Below are 16,793 nucleotides of genomic sequence, written 5' to 3'. Positions count from 1 at the left end.
AAATTGTAGAGAGCCCGACTAGAAATAGTCGGGCTTTTTTACGTCTGCAGAAAAGTGAAATATGGGGAGTAACGGACATTACATACTCGATTCTTCTCTAATTCATCTAAATGTACAAGTTGAGCGGAATAGCTCATTATTCCAGTACTAAAGTTAATAACCAAATTTAAAGGCTATTTAAAATAGTCCATAAGCTTGGGTTTCTTCACTTTCAGATTCTTCTAGTTGAGCTGGTTTAAATATTACGCTTGGATCAATTAATACACTATGCTTTTGGGGGAGCTTGATTAATCCTAGCATCATATTTTTAGTTTGTGGGTCTAGATCAAAACCAACCTCAGTGAGCTTATCCAGTGGCTTTATGTCTTCTTTTTTATAGTCGATATTATCTTCAACCTTATCTACTAATAAACCAACATGTGGATTTAATCCATCTTTGGTGGTGAAAACAATAATAGGTTTATAGTCTAAGGTTATTTGCTCTTTAGCTGATTCAAATAAACGCTCAAGCTGAATTAGACTACTGCGCTTAATTTTGTCGAGCAGAGCTGATGTGTGTTTATCATCACTTCGATTATGGGCTGCTATGGCTGCTTTCGCTGTTTCTAGTAATGATTGGAAGGGCTCGTCAAGCCGAGACATTGTTAATTTTAAGTCTTCATTGTCGGTGTTGAATTCTTTGTAAAACAAAACAAAATCTTGTAGTTCGGCGTCATTATTTGAAATAGAAGCCGAGCTATTTAATAAGTTACTATGAAGGGTATTAAACCAGTTTAATAGTTTGTCTTGCCATATTCTTAGTTGTTTTAGTACATGCGCATTACTTTGTTCGGTTGAGATATTATTTAAAATAATACCTAAATCAAAAACAGGTGTTGGTGTATCCATATAATCTTTAACACCAATAAAGCTTTTATTATTGTTGGGTAAAGTTGTTAGATTATTGTCAAAGCGCTCAGTTAATAAAATATCGAGTATTTTTAGCGAAATTGTTTTGCAGCCCACTTTAAAGTTTATTAATTCCATGCCTTTATCTTAATTTACCTATTAATGCTTTAAGGATAGAACAAATTAAATAAATAGCTTAAAGATGGATAAAATTTAACAGAGATAGGGCAGCTAGAAATTATTAGATGGTGTTAGTGAGGTTTTTTATGGCACGTTTAAATTGATTCTCAAGCTGCTTTTTTCCTAATAAACCTAAGTGTTGAATCACTTTTTCATTACTTTCATTTTGAAGTACTAATTTTATTAAAAGTTGTTTATCCGACTCTGTTAATTGAGATATATAAGAAGGTGACTGGCTCAGTAACTGCCAAAGAGTTGCAGAGATACTAAATTGAGTGAAGTTACTTTTAGTGAGCAGCGCTAATCGCTCGTGAGTCTCTAGGCTTATTAACTCGTCGGTAAATCCTTCAATTATAATATTCACGAGTTGCCAATCTAGTGTTTTAAAGTGTGTTAAAAGAGCATAAAAGAAATCGTTTTTAAACTGCTTTTTTAGGGGTTGAAGAATTGTACTTTTGTCACTTAAGCATTTAACTACAAGCGCCGAATGTTCAGCGGTGCTTTTATCGCGTTGATAACCTAATTTTACAGTATCAAACCCTAGGTTTTGCCAAAAATTAAGTAACTGCGCTGTTGCGCCAAAGCTTGCACCAAACCAACTACATTGGCTTTTTACCTGCGATTCGCAATAACTAAGTAACTTTTTACCAAGTCCTATATTGTGGGAACTCGGATCAATCGCTATTCGTACAACGCGAGCGCTCAGTTGTGTTAAACAGTCATTATTAAAGCTAAGTTGTGAGAGTGCTTGCGCCATTAAATGTCCTTGCGGGCGACGCTCTCCACTTATAACCTGTAGGGCAAGTTCTTCACTCAAACCACCTTCTATGGCGATTAAGCATACGCCAACTAATTGATTATTAATTTTGCTAATAAATAGTCTTTGCGATGGTGCGTCTAGTAGTTGGCGTAAGTCGTTGACACTACTTTGATAGTGAGCCAGTGCAAGTAGGGCAATAACTTGCTGCAGTAAAGATTCATTGTTTACAAGGGATTGCTGAGTTACTTCGCTATGAATTGGCTGCTCTAATTCACCACTACTTAACTCTATATATTCTGCATCGAGTGCAAGCAAGGTGCGAATGTGCTTCTCGAGGGGATCGTGTTTAGCAAAACGTAGTGGCTCATCAAGCGTTACAACTTTAGAGGCTTTATAGTGCGCTTTAATATAGTTACTAAAGCGAATGGTATAACCCCTACCATTGCCCTCATACCCAACCAGAGTGCTTGCAAATACTATACGAGGGTAATGAGCTAGCATTTGTAGTAATAACGGAACAGGGATTGCTGCAGCTTCATCAACGAGTAGTAAATCGCACTCAGGTAGTGTGTTTAATAACGCGTCAGGTGCAACGTAGTGCAAGTTGGCGAGCTGTTTATGTTCATCGTTGTATTGAAGGCTTAACTCTTGGGCTAAATGTTTAAAGCTGCTATGGGTCGCTTTAAACTGAGTGCTGCAAATAATTACTTTTTTATCAGTTAGTTTTGCCGCGGCTAAGCCAAGTGCTGCCGACTTACCTCTGCCTCTATCAGCATTAATGAGTAAAGGCCTGTTTGCACGGCCATTAGCTACTTTTACTATCTGCTCAATACAGTTTTGCTGTGGCTCATAATCAATTTTATTATGCATTACATAGCTAGCGTTATTACTAATACAGCCATTTTTTTCACTCAAGTGAAAAGCAGGTAACGGTTTAATAATAGTCGCGAAACGCTGATTAAATATGCTGTAGTCAATGCTCTGACCGTGTGATTGCACTGTACTTAATGCGGGATCTTGCCAAGAGCCTAAATCATCTAGTTCAGGCAGTAATAAAAACAGTATACCGCCTGCTTTAACGGTGCCGGCAAGTGCTGCAAGTTTATCAGGGTGCAAACCACTAAAACCATCGTAAACAGCATGAGCAAATTCTTGCCCTAAAATTTGGTGTGTGCGAGTAGGCCAGTACGAATTTTTAATCGCGCACTGCTTTGATACAACAAGTGTATTGTTTTCATCTATTAATGAGTTAAGTATTTCATAACACCAAGCTGGGCTGCCCGTGATCAACACTAGCTGACGATGATACGCGCCAGCTAATTGTTGCTCTAACTCATTTAGGTGTGCTTTATACCGCTTGTAATCGTGCATAGGCCGTTACTAACCATTTGCTACCAAGGTCGTCAAAGTTAACTTGTACGCGAGATTGTGCGCCACTACCTTCATAATTCAGTACAGTACCAATACCAAACTTAGCATGCAGTACGCGTTGTCCTAAGTTAAAGCCACTGTCTTCAAATGCGGCATGGCTAACTGATGCGCTAAAACGCCCAGCGGCAGGCGGGCGAGAAACCTGTGTTTTAATACGGATTTCTTCTACGCAGTCTTCAGGGATTTCGCGTAAAAAGCGAGATGGGCTATGGTATTTTTCTTGCCCGTATAAACGGCGACTCTCAGCATGGCTAATGTATAACTTATCCATTGCTCGTGTCATGCCTACATAACAAAGGCGGCGCTCTTCTTCTAAGCGACCCGACTCTTCGTTGCTTTGCTGAGAAGGAAACATGCCTTCTTCTACGCCTACCATAAACACTAGCGGAAACTCTAAGCCTTTAGCTGAGTGAAGCGTCATCATTTGTACGGCGTCTTCGTGTTCTTCTGCTTGTCCTTCACCTGACTCAAGTGACGTATGGGCTAAAAAGCCTTGTAAAGGTGAGCTGTACTCTTCGTCTTCAGGCAGCTCATACTGATCACAAGCGCTAATTAGCTCTTCTAAGTTTTCTACGCGAGCACGGCCTTTTTCACCTTTTTCGGCTTGGTACATTGCCATTAAGCCTGAGGTTTGAATTGTGTACTTGGCTTGCTCATGCAAAGTTAGATCGCTAATTTTATCTTCTATTTGTTCTACTAGTTCTACAAACTTACTTACTGCACCAGAAGCACGACCAGATAAATGCTGTTGTTCTACAATTGCTTTTGCGGCATACCAAAGCGGTAACGATTCTGCTCGTGCACAATCTCGTATATGGCTCAATGTTTTATCGCCAATACCGCGTGCTGGCGTATTAATTACACGCTCAAATGCGGCATCGTCTTGACGATTACCTACTAGGCGTAAGTACGACAACGCATCTTTAATTTCTTGTCGTTCGAAGAATCGCATACCACCATAAATACGGTATTTTAAGCCTTCTTGTAGCATGGCTTCCTCGAGTACACGAGATTGCGCGTTACTACGGTATAAAATTGCGGCATCTTGTAGGGCATTACCTGCATTTAACCAGCTTCGTAGTTTGCTACTTACAAAGCGCGCTTCGTCTAACTCATTAAATGCCGCATAAATAGAAATTGGCTCGCCATCGTTACCGTCGGTCCATAAGCTTTTACCCATACGCTCTGAGTTATTTTGAATTAATGCATTAGACGCTTTCAAAATAGTTGCAGTTGAACGGTAGTTTTGTTCAAGACGAATGGTTTCTGCGCTAAAGTCAGTTAAAAATCGTTTAATATTTTCGATTTTAGCACCGCGCCAACCGTAAATACTTTGGTCATCGTCGCCTACAATCATGATACTGCTTGTATCGCCTGCAAGTAACTTTAACCATGCATATTGAATGGTATTTGTATCTTGAAACTCGTCTACGAGCATATGTGCAAAGCGTTGCTGGTAATGACGTAGTAACGTAGGGTTATTTTTTAACACTTCGTAGCTGCGTAGTAATATTTCGGCAAAATCTACTAGTCCTGCTCTATCACAGGCCTCTTGGTAGGCGGCGTAAACACGCAGCATCATTTGCTCGTTAATATCGTATGCTTGAATATCTTTAGGGCGAAGTGCTTCATCTTTTTTGGCGCTAATGTACCAGCCAAATTGTTTAGCAGGCCATTTTTTATCATCAATATTCATTGATTTTAATAAGCGCTTGATCATCCGAAGTTGATCGTCAGAGTCTAAAATTTGAAAGGCTTCTGGTAAGTTAGCTTCACGGTGATGAGCACGTAAAATACGATGCGACAAACCATGGAACGTACCAATCCACATACCACCTACAGGGGCTTTTAGTGTTTCTTCAACGCGGCTGCGCATTTCTTTAGCCGCTTTATTAGTAAAGGTTACGGCAAAAATACTGTAAGCAGATGCTTGCTCAACTTGCATAAGCCACGCAATACGATGAACTAACACTCGTGTTTTACCAGACCCAGCACCTGCTAATACCAGCATGTTTTGTAGTGGGGCTGCAACGGCATCGCGTTGTTTGTCATTTAAGCCATCGAGTAATTGTGAAACGTCCATCGTTACGCCTTTTTAATCAATATTGTGGGCAGTATAACAGGTGTTTTTGTTAGGCTAAATAAAATACTGTTTTTATAAACAGCTATTTATAAAATAGCCTTAAAAACGAGTAACTTGCTAATTTTTTAAACAAACAAAAAAGTGTAAACGCACAATAAAAATTGCTAATTTGACCTAAAGTTAGCAATTTTTACTAACTCTCTAAATCTAGGGTAATTTAACTATTTGATTTGTAAGCTTTAATAAATTGGCATAGAGTGTGTAAGTAAATAATTATAAAATCAAATAAATACAGAGGTTAGTATGGCAGATCAAGGTTCTGGCGGTAACGTAATCGCAGCATTATGTAATATATTTTTTCCTGGTTTAGGGCAGTTAGTGCAAGGGCGTATTTTAGCGGCTATATTTTTTGCACTCGCTATTATAATAAGTTACGCACTAATTTATGTGCTTGTAGGTTTTGTACTTGTGCCTATTATTTACTTATGGTCGATTATTGACGCAGCGCGTTATAGATCGCGAAGTTAACGGCTTTAAAGTTGAATAAAATAGCGCCCTTGTGGCGCTATTTTACTTTATATGTCCTGTGGTTTGCGGGCGTTTACGTATATAATTACGCAATTAAAGATTTACAGGCAAACCCTATGGAATATCAATTTATTCGCGACCCTATTAGTGGGCTACGTATTAAAATAAGCAGTGAACACGCCATTATTGGTCGCTGGCTAAACGAAGAAATAGGCAAAGACAAAGTAGCTATGGTGCAAGCGCTTATTGCATCGGTGAGTTCAAGCTATGAGCCGCTAACGCTAAAAGGCCAAGAAATAGATTTAATATTAACCAAAGACGAAGCACTATTTGAAGCCCATGCGCTTCATCAAGACAGTGAAGACCTAATAGCGTATCAAGATGACGATTTAGCGCTTGAAGAAAATGGTTTAAGTAGTGGTTGTGGCTTTGAAGATTTCATTGATTTAATTGATTCATGGGCTGAATTTAGCGGCTCAAAGTAAACTACATATTAAGATAGTGCTGATGCGTTAAGCTTCCTTTATCTGTACTATTACACTAATCAAAAACGACAGGAATGAATATGTCTGCCAATTTAAACAAGCTAGTAGTTATGCTAGAAATGCAAAACGCCATGAACACTAAAGTACATGAGCAATGGTTTACTCAAGGATTCGAATGGTACCGCGCTATTTGGGTTGAGTGTGCTGAAATGCTGGATCATCATGGTTGGAAATGGTGGAAAAAACAAACACCAGATACCGAACAAGTTATTTTAGAGTTGGTTGATATTTTTCATTTTGGTTTATCGCTTAGAATTGACGGCAAAACTAGCTACGAAGACTTAGCAAAGCAACTTGAAGCTGAACTTAGTAATGCTCAACAAGCGGATGACTTTAAACAAACGCTAGAAATATTAGCGGCTTCTGCTGTTGCAGATAAAACGTTTAATGCAGCTGCATTTGCTGGCTGTATGGCGCAAATGGGTATGGATATTGATGATTTATATCGCGGCTACGTAGGGAAAAATACGTTAAACTTTTTCCGCCAAGATCACGGTTATAAAGATGGTAGCTATATCAAAGAGTGGAACGGGCAAGAAGATAACGAGCATTTAGTTGAAGTAGTTAAAAGCCTTGATACGGAACATGCAGATTTTGCAAAGTTAGTATACCAAGGCCTTGAAGCGCGTTACCCAAAAATCTAGCCCAAGTAAACTACGTTAAATAATCTTACGATAGTCGGTAACACTCAGGTAATCGGCTATTTCGTTATGTGGTTGTTGGCTATCAGGGTTAGCAACTGCAAGTAAGTGCTCGATGCCGTATTCTCGTGCGGCATTTAATACCGGCACACTGTCATCTACAAACAAAGTGCGCTGCTTATTAAACCCTAAGTCTTTTTGTACTTGGTGCCACAAACTTTGCTGCTCTTTACTTACTCCATATTCATGAGTAGACACTACACCATCTAGGTAGTTATCAATCGCTGTATGCTCAAATTTTAGCATGACGCTCTCAGGGTGGGCGTTGGTAAGTAAAATTAACTCTTTGCCTGCTTTTTTAAGCTCGGTTAAAAAATGAGGTACGTCTTCACGCATTTTAATTAAATGCTGAGACTCTAGTTTAAGCTCCATTATAGGCAAGCTTAATTGCTGCTCCCAATAATCTAAACAATACCACTGTATTTGACCGCTCACAGCTTGATAGCGTTTTAAAATATCTGCTTTAGCTGCATCTAGGCTAATGCCTCTAGCTAATGCGTGTTGCGCAGGGATAACGTTAAGCCAAAAATGACTGTCGTAATGTAAATCGAGTAATGTTCCATCCATGTCGAGCAAAACGGTATCGATTTTTGACCAATTTAACATAGGAATTTCAACTTATAAGGTTTATTATTGAACTAACTGCCATGATAGCAAATTAACGCCAATGACACAGAAAAAGCACCCAACACCACCACAAATCCTCAGTAACAATGTTGTTGCTAAAAGTCGTCTGTTTACTGTGGAGTCTTTAGAGTTAAAGTTTTCTAATAACGAAGAGCGCCAGTATGAGCGAATTCGCGGCGGTGGCCGGGGAGCAGTGATGATTGTTCCGTTAAGTGCAGATAATGAGTTACTACTTGTACGTGAATACTGTGCGGGCACAAACAATTACCAGTTAGGTTTTCCTAAAGGCTTAATTGATCCGGGCGAAACGCCAGAGCAAGCTGCTAACAGAGAACTTAAAGAAGAAATTGGCTTTGGTGCTGAGTATTTTAAACCATTAAGAACAGTAACAATGGCGCCGAGTTACTTTAATGCCACTATGCATATTTTATTTGCTAAGCAATTATACCCAAAAACCCTTATTGGCGACGAACCAGAGCCGCTTGTTGTTGTTAAGTGGCCATTAACTCAATGGCAGTCATTATTAGACCAAGAAGATTTTACCGAAGCCCGCAGTGTTGCAGCTTTGCTATTATTAGATAAGTATTTAGCGTCTGGAGCTGCCGATGAATAAATTAATCGAACCGTGCATTGAATTAGCTGAGCGTGCTGGCGATGCAATTATGGCCATTTATAAAAAAGGCGATATTGGCCAACAAGAGAAATCAGATAATACGCCTGTTACCAAAGCTGATTTAGCAGCAAATGACGTACTGGTTGCTGGATTAAAAGCACTTGCGCCCGATATCCCAATTATGTCGGAAGAAACACCTATACCTGCACTCGTCGACAGACAGGACTGGCAGCGTTATTGGTTGCTCGATCCGATGGATGGTACTGGCGAATTTATTTTAGAAAGTGGCGACTTTGCAGTAAACATTGCATTGATTGAAAATAATCATCCTGTGCTTGGCGTTATTCATTGGCCTGCAAAAGGCGTGACTTATTTTGCTACAGCTAAAAATGGTGCCTTTAAACGTGAAAACTCAATTGATAAGCAAATATCTGTAGCGCCGCCAGAGAGCTTGACGCTTGCAGTGAGCCGCCGCCAAAAAATAGAAGCGGTGAGTCAGTATTTAAATAGTCAGTTTACAACGATTGCTATTGGTTCGTGTTCTTTAAAAGCCTGTACTGTTGCAGAGGGCAAAGCAGATTGTTTTTTAAGAATTGGTCCAACGGGAGAGTGGGATACAGGTGCTTCACAAGTTATTGTTGAAGAAGCCGGTGGTTGTATTACCGATGCAGAATTTAATCCGCTAACGTACAACCAACGAGAGAGTACTGAGAACCCTGACTTTATAGTAATGGGACATCCAGACTGGGAATGGCAAAAAATGATTAATCCGCATCAAAGATTGAGCGCAGAATAGTAATTTGGTTGCTTTTTGTTCGGTTGAACAACTTTAATTAGTTTAGGTCTTGCATTAAATGTTTATTCCTATATAGTAGCGCTCTCTTCAAGGCAGGCTCGTAAATATTACGAAAATGTTTTAAAGAAATTACAGGCGCGGGATGGAGCAGTCTGGTAGCTCGTCGGGCTCATAACCCGAAGGTCGTCGGTTCAAATCCGGCTCCCGCAACCAATTTCCTTAGGGATTGAGGTTACTGTAAACTCTAACTTAAGAGATAAAATAAAGTAGTCGATAGGCTTAAAATATACAGGCGCGGGATGGAGCAGCCTGGTAGCTCGTCGGGCTCATAACCCGAAGGTCGTCGGTTCAAATCCGGCTCCCGCAACCAATTATTTAATTGGAAGCCAAGTTGTAATGTAAGCAACTTTAAACAAGTCTACAAATTTCAGGCGCGGGATGGAGCAGTCTGGTAGCTCGTCGGGCTCATAACCCGAAGGTCGTCGGTTCAAATCCGGCTCCCGCAACCACTGAAATAACACGCTTAAAGCGTGTTTTTTTATGTCTAAAATTTGGTGTGTATATTGTGGCTCATAACCCGAAGGTCGTCGGTTCACCTTTTATAAGTTCAGGCTCCCGCAACCACTGAAATAAATAAGAATGAAACGGCACGCTTAAAGCGTGTTTTTTTATGTCTAAAGTTTAGTGTGTATATTGTGGCTCATAACCCGAAGGTCGTTGGTTCACTTTTTATAAGTTCAGGCTCCCGCCCCCTGAGATACACTTTAAAATGTTATAAACTTCTTAAAATAAATCGTTATTACTTAAAACCTTGTTTGGTTTGTGTTAAAACGACACAAATATTTTTAGGTTGTTACAAATATGACTGAACTTTACCACTGGTTTGATTTAATAGGCATTGCGGTGTTTGCTGTATCAGGCACTTTGCTAGCGTACGAGAAAAAAATGGATGGCTTTGGGGTCGTAGTTTTAGCGACAGTAACTGCTATTGGTGGTGGTACAGTGCGAGATCTAATTTTAGATGTTCCTGTGTTTTGGTTACACGATCAAAGTTACTTTTTTGCCATACTCGCTTCAGTATTTGTTACAACACGCCTTATAAATAAACAAAAGCCGATACCTCATTATATTTTACAAACAGCGGATGCGTTCGGGTTAGCTTTTTTTGCAGTAATGGGGGCGCAAAAAGCACAGCTTGTTGGTATGCCCGATATGACTGCGGTAATTATGGCTGTAATTACAGGCTGCTTTGGTGGATTAATTCGAGATGTGCTTGCACGCGAGATCCCTATGCTATTAAAGGGTGAGCTTTACGCTATTACCTGTATAGCGGGTGGTACTGTTTATACGCTTGGCATTAGTTTTTCGTTAGCAACCGAAATGGCGATGGTATTAGGCATGTTAATGACCTTATTACTTCGTTTAGCCGCTATAAAATGGCAAATCACATTACACGTTTTTAAATATCCTGACTAAACTGGTGTAATCACACCATTTACTAGGATAAGGAATGTCGTTAGCTCGTATATTTTCTCGTGCTCAAGTGGGCATAAATGCCCCTGAAGTTATTGTAGAAGTTCATCTAGGAAATGGTTTACCCGCTTTTCATATTGTAGGCCTGCCCGAAGCGTCTGTTAAAGAGTCGAAAGACAGGGTACGTAGCGCACTCGAAAACTCACAATTTGGTTTTCCCGATCAACGAATAACCGTAAATTTAGCCCCAGCCGACTTACCAAAAGATGGTGGGCGGTTTGATCTGGCTATTGCGGTGGGTATTTTAGTCGCCTCTGGGCAAATAGTGTGTCCTGATATTCATAAGTACGAGTTTTATGGTGAGCTTGCTCTTAATGGTGAAGTGCGTGGTGTAAACGCTATTTTACCTTCGGTACTTGCTGCAAAAGAGCAAGATCGTTGCTGCTTTTTACCTCTTGCAAACGACAGCCTAGCAAGCTTAGTTAATGGCGTTAAACGCAAAGCCGTAAGCTCTATTCAAGAAGTATGGGGCGACCTACTTAATCAACAACCCTTGCCATTAAATATAGAGTACCCCGACTGCACTCAAGCCCCTGATTTTTTACTCGATTTAAGCGATGTTAAAGGTCAGCCTGGCGCCAAGCGAGTATTAGAAATAGCCGCAGCTGGCGGGCATAATTTACTATTTTTAGGCCCTCCTGGTACTGGTAAATCAATGCTGGCCCAGCGAATGGCAACTATAATGCCTACTATGTCGGACGATGAAGCTATTTCAACAGCCGCGCTTTACTCTATTATTGGACAATCCATAGATTTAACTAATTGGCGACAGCGACCATTTCGTAATCCGCATCATACGTGCTCAGCTGTTGCTTTGGTGGGGGGCTCTTCAAATCCCAAGCCTGGTGAAATTTCGCTGGCACACAACGGTGTGCTCTTCTTAGATGAGTTACCGGAATTCGAGCGTAAGGTGCTTGATTCACTGCGTGAACCAATGGAGACCGGCACAGTAACTATTTCACGTGCAGCTAGGCAAATGGAGTTCCCAGCGCAGTTTCAGCTTATTACAGCATTAAACCCAAGCCCAACGGGGAGCCATACTGATAAGCGGGCAACTCCTGACCAAGTTATGCGTTATTTATCACGCGTGTCGGGGCCTTTTATTGACCGTATTGATTTGCAAATAGAACTACCTCGTTTAACGAGTGTTGAGCTACAAAGTACCAAACCAGAGGAAACCAGTGCTGAGGTTAGAGCAAGAGTTGAGGCTGCTTATTATGTGCAGCTAAAACGCCAAGGTAAGGTTAATGCGAGACTTAATAATAAAGAAATGAGTGTGCACTGTGAACTTGCGCCTGCAGAGTTGCAATTTTTAGCTAGAGCAAGCGAGAAGTTGTCTCTATCGCCACGCTCTTACCATAGAGTAATTAAGGTGGCGCGTACAATTAGTGATTTAAAAGGCGCTGAAAACATTACTTTAAATGAGCTTAAAGAAGCACTTAATTACCGCGCATTTGAGCGCCTTATTGCGCAATTAACTAAGTATTAAATAGAGAGCATATAACCTTTACCGCGAACGGTAACAATACGTTTTTGATCTTTTTCGTCATTTAATTTTTTACGTAAACGACCAATAAGCACATCAACAGTACGATCGTTTGGGCTCCAATCGGGCTGGCCTATTTCTTCTGATATTTTTTCACGGGATGTGGCTTTACCTGCATTACTAATTAAGCAAATAAGCACTTTATGTTCGGCTTCAGTTAAGCGTGACTCAACGCCCGCAGCAGTAATTAATGTGCGGTTATCGGGATGAAGCTTAAAGTCAGCATATTCTATAAACTCTTCGCTTTCGTCGTCTTCTAGGTTAACGGCAACACGCTTATAGAGCGCGCGCATGCGAAGCTCTAACTCAAGTAAATCGACGGGCTTACAAATATAGTCATCAGCACCTTGTGCAAGGCCTGCAATACGATCGGCTTGGGAGTCACGACTCGATAATACAATAACGCCAATATCGGTCAGTGTGTTTAATTCTTTTGCGAGCTGAAGCCCGTCGCGCTTTGGTAAGACAATGTCAATTATGGCTAATGATATAGCACCGCGCAGGTTTACCCGCTGCCTTACAATATTAAGTGCATCAGCGCCAGTGGGGTCTACCTCTATTGTAAATTCGGTATCTGCAAAGTGATTTTTGATGCGTTTAACGAGTAGTTCATCGTCTTCAACCAATAAAACATTAATAGCCATAGTACTTTATTTTGAATGCTTATAGCTCTGTATGGTAGCACCAATAGGTAAATGCTGAGAAGGGGGTTTATTAGTTTTAAGTAACTTAATATTTCAAAGGTGTATAAGACGTTATTAGAGGATTAGGTTAGCACCTTTAGACTAATTAAAAGGTGCTAAATAATTAATTCTACTATTAATAAATCTGTATTAAGTTGTTATTTTAAAGGTTCAGGCTCAGTCATTTTTATACATCGAGTCCCACCATTGAGGCTCGTTTTTTAGCTTTTTATCAAAGTATGCGAGCATGGTGTTCCACCAATCAAATCGTTTATCGCGTGCAAAAATTTGATGGTCGGCGCCTTTGTATTCGATTAACTCTACGTCCTTATTAAGCAGTTTAAGCGCAGTGTACATTGTTAAGCTTTCGCCAACAGGTACATTGGTATCGCTATCACCATGAAGAAGTAGCATAGGTGTTGTTACTTTGTCGGCATGAAATACAGGGCTATGTTGGCTGTAAAGCTCAGGGTTATTCCACGGGAAGCTATTTTTTGATGCTTCGCCAGAATATAAGTAGCCCCACCAACCTTCACCCCAATACGAGGTAATATTAGAAATACCCGCATGAGCTATTGAAGCACTAAATATATCGGTTTTAGTTGCTAATAACATGGTCATGAAGCCACCGTACGATGCCCCTAAGTTACCTACTTTTTTACTATCAACATAGTTGTATTTATTTAAAAAGGCTTGCGTGCCTTCGATAATATCGTCTGCGGTGTAGTCGCCCCAGGCATTAACATGCTGCGCTGAAAAATTTTGTCCAAACCCTGTTGCGCCAGTAGGTTGCACTACATAAACAACATAGCCATTTTCTGCCCATAAGTTAAACGGGTAACGACCTGTAAAATCACGCGTAACTGGTGAAGTACCGCCGTAGTAATACACGAGCGCTGGGTGCTTTTTAGTTTTATCTAAATTGCTTGGAATGTAAACACGGCCCGTTATTTCAACCCCATGTTTATTTTTAAAATTAAACTCTTCTAATGTAGGGAATCGTGTATTTGCATAGCTACTTGGTTTTGAATCCCATATTAAATCTGTTTTATTTTTACTTACGTTCAGGCGCTTTAGTTGTTGTGGCGCTAAAGCGTTAGTGCCACTTAATAAAATTTCGGTATTACGGTCGTGTGAGTAACTAAATTGTTCAACAATATCCAATCCCGTATTTAACTTTTTAAAGCGCTGTTTACTTAAATCAAATAGGTAAAGTGGTTGAGTGTCTTGCTCTGTTACTTTAATGAGCGCATCGCCGTTTTCTAAAACGTGCAGTTGGCCAATAGCGGGGTCGAATTGTTTACTGAGTGCTTTTACGTTTTTACCGCTTTCAGTAAGTAGGTAAAGTTGCCCGTCGTAGTTATTAGCAAGCATTGCTTTTGGTAGTGCTCTGCCTGCGCCATTTTTAAAGTCCGGGCCTGCAACTACATAAATATCTTTATTTGCGTATTTGGCTAAATTAAACGTTTTGAATTTACCAAGCGATGAAAGCTTGTTTGATTTTAAATCGAGTTCAACAAGCTCTGTTTCAGGGTGGGTTGATGCCTGCATTGCCATTACTGGGCGGCTCATTAATACTTTGCCACGGTTACTATTTGAATCTTCAAGGCTGTAAGAAAGAGGACCTTGGCTAAGTGCTTTTGTTAAACCACTTTTAGTATCAAGCATATAAATTTGGCTGATGGAACGTGCATACGACCAGCGATCTTGCAGACCTTTATAGTGCTTGGTTAAGCTGTTAGTACTCTCAGGTGATTTAGACCAGCTAAACAAAAGACTGGTGTCGTTATAAAAGGTAAAGCCATTAGCTCCTTCTAAATCGTTTGCTAATGTTTTTATTGAGAAGTTTTTACGGTTAAGTTGTTTAAGCTCACCATTTAACAAATACACTAAATATTGGTTATCTGGACTCCAAATAATGTTACTTGGTTGGCCTGCTTCAAAGCGATAAAGCGTTTGATTGTCTGAATCTTTAAGTACAGTAACTGTATTTGCTTGATTTTGTGTTTTATCGCTATAAGTGCGAGTGGTAGTAACGTACTGCTTGGCATTAGGTGCGAGTGATAATTGGCTAATTGTAGGAGCATCAAATAGTTGTTTTGCAGATAAACGTTTTATGTGTGAAGTGCTAAGCGTAATTTTATCAACCTCGCTTTTAGGAGCAAAATCAAGCGTTACATCGTGCCAATTAGCTACTTGCTGGGCTACAATTAAAACAGTGTGAGTACTGTTATTTAAAGCTAACTTATAGTTATTTTTATCGCCTGTTTGTAGTTCGCCATTAATAAATAACTGACCTTGCTCAATCCCTTTTAAGGTAAGCGTACCTTGCGTAAAGCGGGTTGTTTCAATATTAAATTTTAGTGCCTGTAACCCACCTAAAGTGAGCGCATTGATTTTATTAAACGGTTGCCAGTTTTGTTTTTTCCCAAATACAGAAAAACTATCTGTGTCTACTTGTAGTTGTGGCAATAGGTTGTTAATAATCGCACTGCCATGAGGTGTCTGAAAAGGCTTTAACTGCATATCTTCGGCAAGTGGGCCGATAAACTGAATTTTTGATTTATCCAATGGTGCAGCTATTGCAGCAAAGCTTAAGCTGCTAAGTGTTAAAAGAGCTGCTGCGTACTTAAATAGCTTATTTTGATGACACCATGGTGCGCTAAATTTCATTATTATGCCTATTATTATTGGAAGTTTGGCCAAATATAGCATGTATTGTTACCATGCTCACATATCCAATATAGAGGAGAGAAAGTGACTTTACTGATAGTTTATATGGTAGTGGCGATTGTTATTTCGTTTTTATGTTCTGTGATGGAGGCTGTGTTATTAAGTATTTCGCCCAGCTATGTTGCATCACTTAGAAAAAAACACCCTGAGCTTGCTAAACAGCTCGAAAAGCTTAAAAACAATATAGATCAGCCTTTAGCTGCTATTTTAACTTTAAATACAGTTGCCCATACTGCAGGTGCAGCGGGAGTTGGCGCACAAGCGGCTGTCGTTTTTTCCGATGCGGCTGTAGGTATTGCATCAGCCATTATGACATTTCTCGTATTAATTCTTTCTGAAATTATACCTAAAACCTTGGGGGCTAATTACTGGCGAGCTTTAACCCCAAGTGTTACCTACGCTTTGCGGTTTTTAGTTATATCGCTAAAGCCTTTTGTATGGTTTGCTCAAAAGCTAACAAATTTAATGGGTCCAAAGCACGATGAGGCTTACTATATTCGTCAAGAGATAGAGGCAATGGCAGATATAGGCACGGAGTCGGGAGCATTACATCAAGATGAATCTGATATTATCCGTAATTTGTTGCATTTTAAGCATGCAAAATTATGTGATTTAATGACGCCGCGAACTGTTATTTTCAAAATCCATAAAGATTTAACAGTTAATCAGTATTTAAATGAACATGGATCGTCATCGTTTTCTAGAGTGTTGGTATTTGATAAAGATGCCGATGATATCGTTGGGTTTGTGCATAAAAACGATATTATGCTGGCATTTCACCGCTTAGGCACCGATTACAAAATTAGCAAATTGATTAAGCCTATTTATACCGTACCAACTTCTCAGAACGTATCGTCGTTACTGCAAACACTTTTAACAAAGCGCACTCATATATGCTTAGTTGTTGATGAGTACGGTGACGTGCAGGGTATTGTAACGTTAGAGGATATGATTGAAGCTTTAATGGGGCTAGAGATTGTAGATGAGCGTGACCAATCTACTAATATGCGCGCAGTAGCAAGGCAGCGTTGGCACAAACGCTTAGCAAGTAGTGCACATATAGTTAGTGAAGAAGATAAACACACTCGGGGTGATAATTGGTAGTGTTTAGAAATCTGTGTCATTTCAGTATTATTAAGAAAACAG

At 39.9% G+C, this 16,793-nt stretch carries 14 protein-coding genes and 3 tRNA genes; 11 read left to right on the top strand and 6 right to left on the bottom strand.

Annotated features, from left to right (window positions below; translation table 11 throughout):
• Positions 1 to 177: 177 nt before the first annotated feature.
• From GQR53_RS18685 to uvrD, 3 genes are all read right to left on the bottom strand, one after another.
• Positions 178 to 1,026: a chemotaxis protein gene (locus GQR53_RS18685; protein ID WP_165744913.1), complete on the bottom strand. Its 849-nt coding sequence runs from the start codon at positions 1,024 to 1,026 to the stop codon at positions 178 to 180.
• A gap of 103 nt (positions 1,027 to 1,129) precedes the next feature.
• Positions 1,130 to 3,199, bottom strand: a complete 2,070-nt coding sequence (locus GQR53_RS18680; protein WP_165744912.1) for a GNAT family N-acetyltransferase — start codon at positions 3,197 to 3,199, stop codon at positions 1,130 to 1,132.
• Positions 3,177 to 5,342: a DNA helicase II gene (uvrD, locus tag GQR53_RS18675; protein WP_002963007.1), complete on the bottom strand. Its 2,166-nt coding sequence runs from the start codon at positions 5,340 to 5,342 to the stop codon at positions 3,177 to 3,179. The genes GQR53_RS18680 and uvrD overlap by 23 nt, the downstream gene beginning before the upstream one ends.
• A 303-nt stretch (positions 5,343 to 5,645) precedes the next feature.
• On the opposite strand from uvrD, the gene GQR53_RS18670 reads away from it, so the two are divergent.
• The 3 genes from GQR53_RS18670 (at position 5,646) to GQR53_RS18660 (ending at position 7,059) form a co-directional block, all read left to right on the top strand.
• Positions 5,646 to 5,870: a hypothetical protein gene (locus tag GQR53_RS18670; protein ID WP_002963009.1), complete on the top strand. Its 225-nt coding sequence runs from the start codon at positions 5,646 to 5,648 to the stop codon at positions 5,868 to 5,870.
• Between the two features lie 116 nt (positions 5,871 to 5,986).
• A complete protein-coding gene (locus GQR53_RS18665; protein ID WP_002963010.1) occupies positions 5,987 to 6,355 on the top strand; it encodes a YacL family protein in 369 nt (122 codons plus the stop codon).
• Between the two features lie 80 nt (positions 6,356 to 6,435).
• The gene (locus tag GQR53_RS18660; RefSeq protein WP_002963012.1) at positions 6,436 to 7,059 is read left to right on the top strand and encodes a dUTP diphosphatase; all 624 of its coding nucleotides are present in this window, start codon (positions 6,436 to 6,438) and stop codon (positions 7,057 to 7,059) included.
• 15 nt (positions 7,060 to 7,074) lie between these two features.
• On the opposite strand, the gene yrfG is transcribed toward GQR53_RS18660, so the two are convergent.
• Positions 7,075 to 7,722, bottom strand: coding sequence for a GMP/IMP nucleotidase (yrfG, locus tag GQR53_RS18655; RefSeq protein ID WP_165744911.1), 648 nt, complete (start codon positions 7,720 to 7,722; stop codon positions 7,075 to 7,077).
• Positions 7,723 to 7,783: 61 nt separating this feature from the next.
• Here yrfG and nudE point away from each other — a divergent pair, with 61 nt between their 5' ends.
• From nudE to GQR53_RS18620, 7 genes are all read left to right on the top strand, one after another.
• Entirely contained in the window at positions 7,784 to 8,356 is a 573-nt protein-coding gene (gene nudE, locus GQR53_RS18650) for an ADP compounds hydrolase NudE (protein WP_165744910.1), read from the top strand.
• Positions 8,349 to 9,152: a 3'(2'),5'-bisphosphate nucleotidase CysQ gene (gene cysQ / locus GQR53_RS18645; protein ID WP_024605630.1), complete on the top strand. Its 804-nt coding sequence runs from the start codon at positions 8,349 to 8,351 to the stop codon at positions 9,150 to 9,152. The genes nudE and cysQ overlap by 8 nt, the downstream gene beginning before the upstream one ends.
• Before the next feature lie 136 nt (positions 9,153 to 9,288).
• Positions 9,289 to 9,365: transfer RNA gene (locus tag GQR53_RS18640), tRNA-Met, on the top strand.
• Between the two features lie 80 nt (positions 9,366 to 9,445).
• A tRNA-Met gene (locus GQR53_RS18635) sits at positions 9,446 to 9,522 on the top strand.
• A gap of 62 nt (positions 9,523 to 9,584) precedes the next feature.
• Positions 9,585 to 9,661: transfer RNA gene (locus tag GQR53_RS18630), tRNA-Met, on the top strand.
• A 352-nt stretch (positions 9,662 to 10,013) separates the two neighbouring features.
• Complete coding sequence (locus GQR53_RS18625; protein WP_002957915.1) at positions 10,014 to 10,628, top strand: trimeric intracellular cation channel family protein; 615 nt, start codon at positions 10,014 to 10,016, stop codon at positions 10,626 to 10,628.
• Positions 10,629 to 10,662: 34 nt separating this feature from the next.
• Positions 10,663 to 12,174, top strand: coding sequence for a YifB family Mg chelatase-like AAA ATPase (locus GQR53_RS18620; protein WP_154903621.1), 1,512 nt, complete (start codon positions 10,663 to 10,665; stop codon positions 12,172 to 12,174).
• Here the strand turns inward: GQR53_RS18620 and GQR53_RS18615 are convergent.
• Together GQR53_RS18615 and GQR53_RS18610 are read right to left on the bottom strand one after the other, a co-directional pair.
• Positions 12,171 to 12,875 (bottom strand): response regulator transcription factor, encoded by a 705-nt coding sequence (locus GQR53_RS18615; protein WP_024605629.1) that lies wholly within the window; start codon positions 12,873 to 12,875, stop codon positions 12,171 to 12,173. The two genes, GQR53_RS18620 and GQR53_RS18615, sit on opposite strands and share 4 nt — an antisense overlap.
• Before the next feature lie 216 nt (positions 12,876 to 13,091).
• On the bottom strand, positions 13,092 to 15,587 hold the full coding sequence (locus tag GQR53_RS18610; RefSeq protein ID WP_165744909.1) for a prolyl oligopeptidase family serine peptidase: 2,496 nt from the start codon (positions 15,585 to 15,587) through the stop codon (positions 13,092 to 13,094).
• A gap of 84 nt (positions 15,588 to 15,671) precedes the next feature.
• Between GQR53_RS18610 and GQR53_RS18605 the strand changes: the two genes are divergently transcribed.
• Positions 15,672 to 16,751 carry a hemolysin family protein gene (locus GQR53_RS18605; protein WP_165744908.1) on the top strand — a complete coding sequence of 360 codons (1,080 nt, stop codon included), beginning with the start codon at positions 15,672 to 15,674 and terminating at the stop codon, positions 16,749 to 16,751.
• The last annotated feature ends 42 nt before the right edge of the window (positions 16,752 to 16,793 follow it).

The organism is Pseudoalteromonas sp. Z9A6, from assembly GCF_011378805.1.
In the GTDB taxonomy this organism is placed as follows: domain Bacteria; phylum Pseudomonadota; class Gammaproteobacteria; order Enterobacterales; family Alteromonadaceae; genus Pseudoalteromonas; species Pseudoalteromonas distincta.
Note: the sequence above shows the minus strand (reverse complement) of the source record. Positions and strands in the feature narration are given on the sequence as shown.

Coding starts and splice junctions, on each gene's coding strand:
- GQR53_RS18670 (WP_002963009.1), top strand. CDS start 5,646: ATGGCAGATCAAGGTTCTGGCGGTAACGTAATCGCAGCATTATGTAAT.
- GQR53_RS18620 (WP_154903621.1), top strand. CDS start 10,663: ATGTCGTTAGCTCGTATATTTTCTCGTGCTCAAGTGGGCATAAATGCC.
- GQR53_RS18625 (WP_002957915.1), top strand. CDS start 10,014: ATGACTGAACTTTACCACTGGTTTGATTTAATAGGCATTGCGGTGTTT.
- yrfG (WP_165744911.1), bottom strand. CDS start 7,722: ATGTTAAATTGGTCAAAAATCGATACCGTTTTGCTCGACATGGATGGA.
- GQR53_RS18615 (WP_024605629.1), bottom strand. CDS start 12,875: ATGGCTATTAATGTTTTATTGGTTGAAGACGATGAACTACTCGTTAAA.
- uvrD (WP_002963007.1), bottom strand. CDS start 5,342: ATGGACGTTTCACAATTACTCGATGGCTTAAATGACAAACAACGCGAT.
- GQR53_RS18680 (WP_165744912.1), bottom strand. CDS start 3,199: ATGCACGATTACAAGCGGTATAAAGCACACCTAAATGAGTTAGAGCAA.
- GQR53_RS18610 (WP_165744909.1), bottom strand. CDS start 15,587: ATGAAATTTAGCGCACCATGGTGTCATCAAAATAAGCTATTTAAGTAC.
- GQR53_RS18660 (WP_002963012.1), top strand. CDS start 6,436: ATGTCTGCCAATTTAAACAAGCTAGTAGTTATGCTAGAAATGCAAAAC.
- nudE (WP_165744910.1), top strand. CDS start 7,784: ATGACACAGAAAAAGCACCCAACACCACCACAAATCCTCAGTAACAAT.
- GQR53_RS18685 (WP_165744913.1), bottom strand. CDS start 1,026: ATGGAATTAATAAACTTTAAAGTGGGCTGCAAAACAATTTCGCTAAAA.
- GQR53_RS18665 (WP_002963010.1), top strand. CDS start 5,987: ATGGAATATCAATTTATTCGCGACCCTATTAGTGGGCTACGTATTAAA.
- cysQ (WP_024605630.1), top strand. CDS start 8,349: ATGAATAAATTAATCGAACCGTGCATTGAATTAGCTGAGCGTGCTGGC.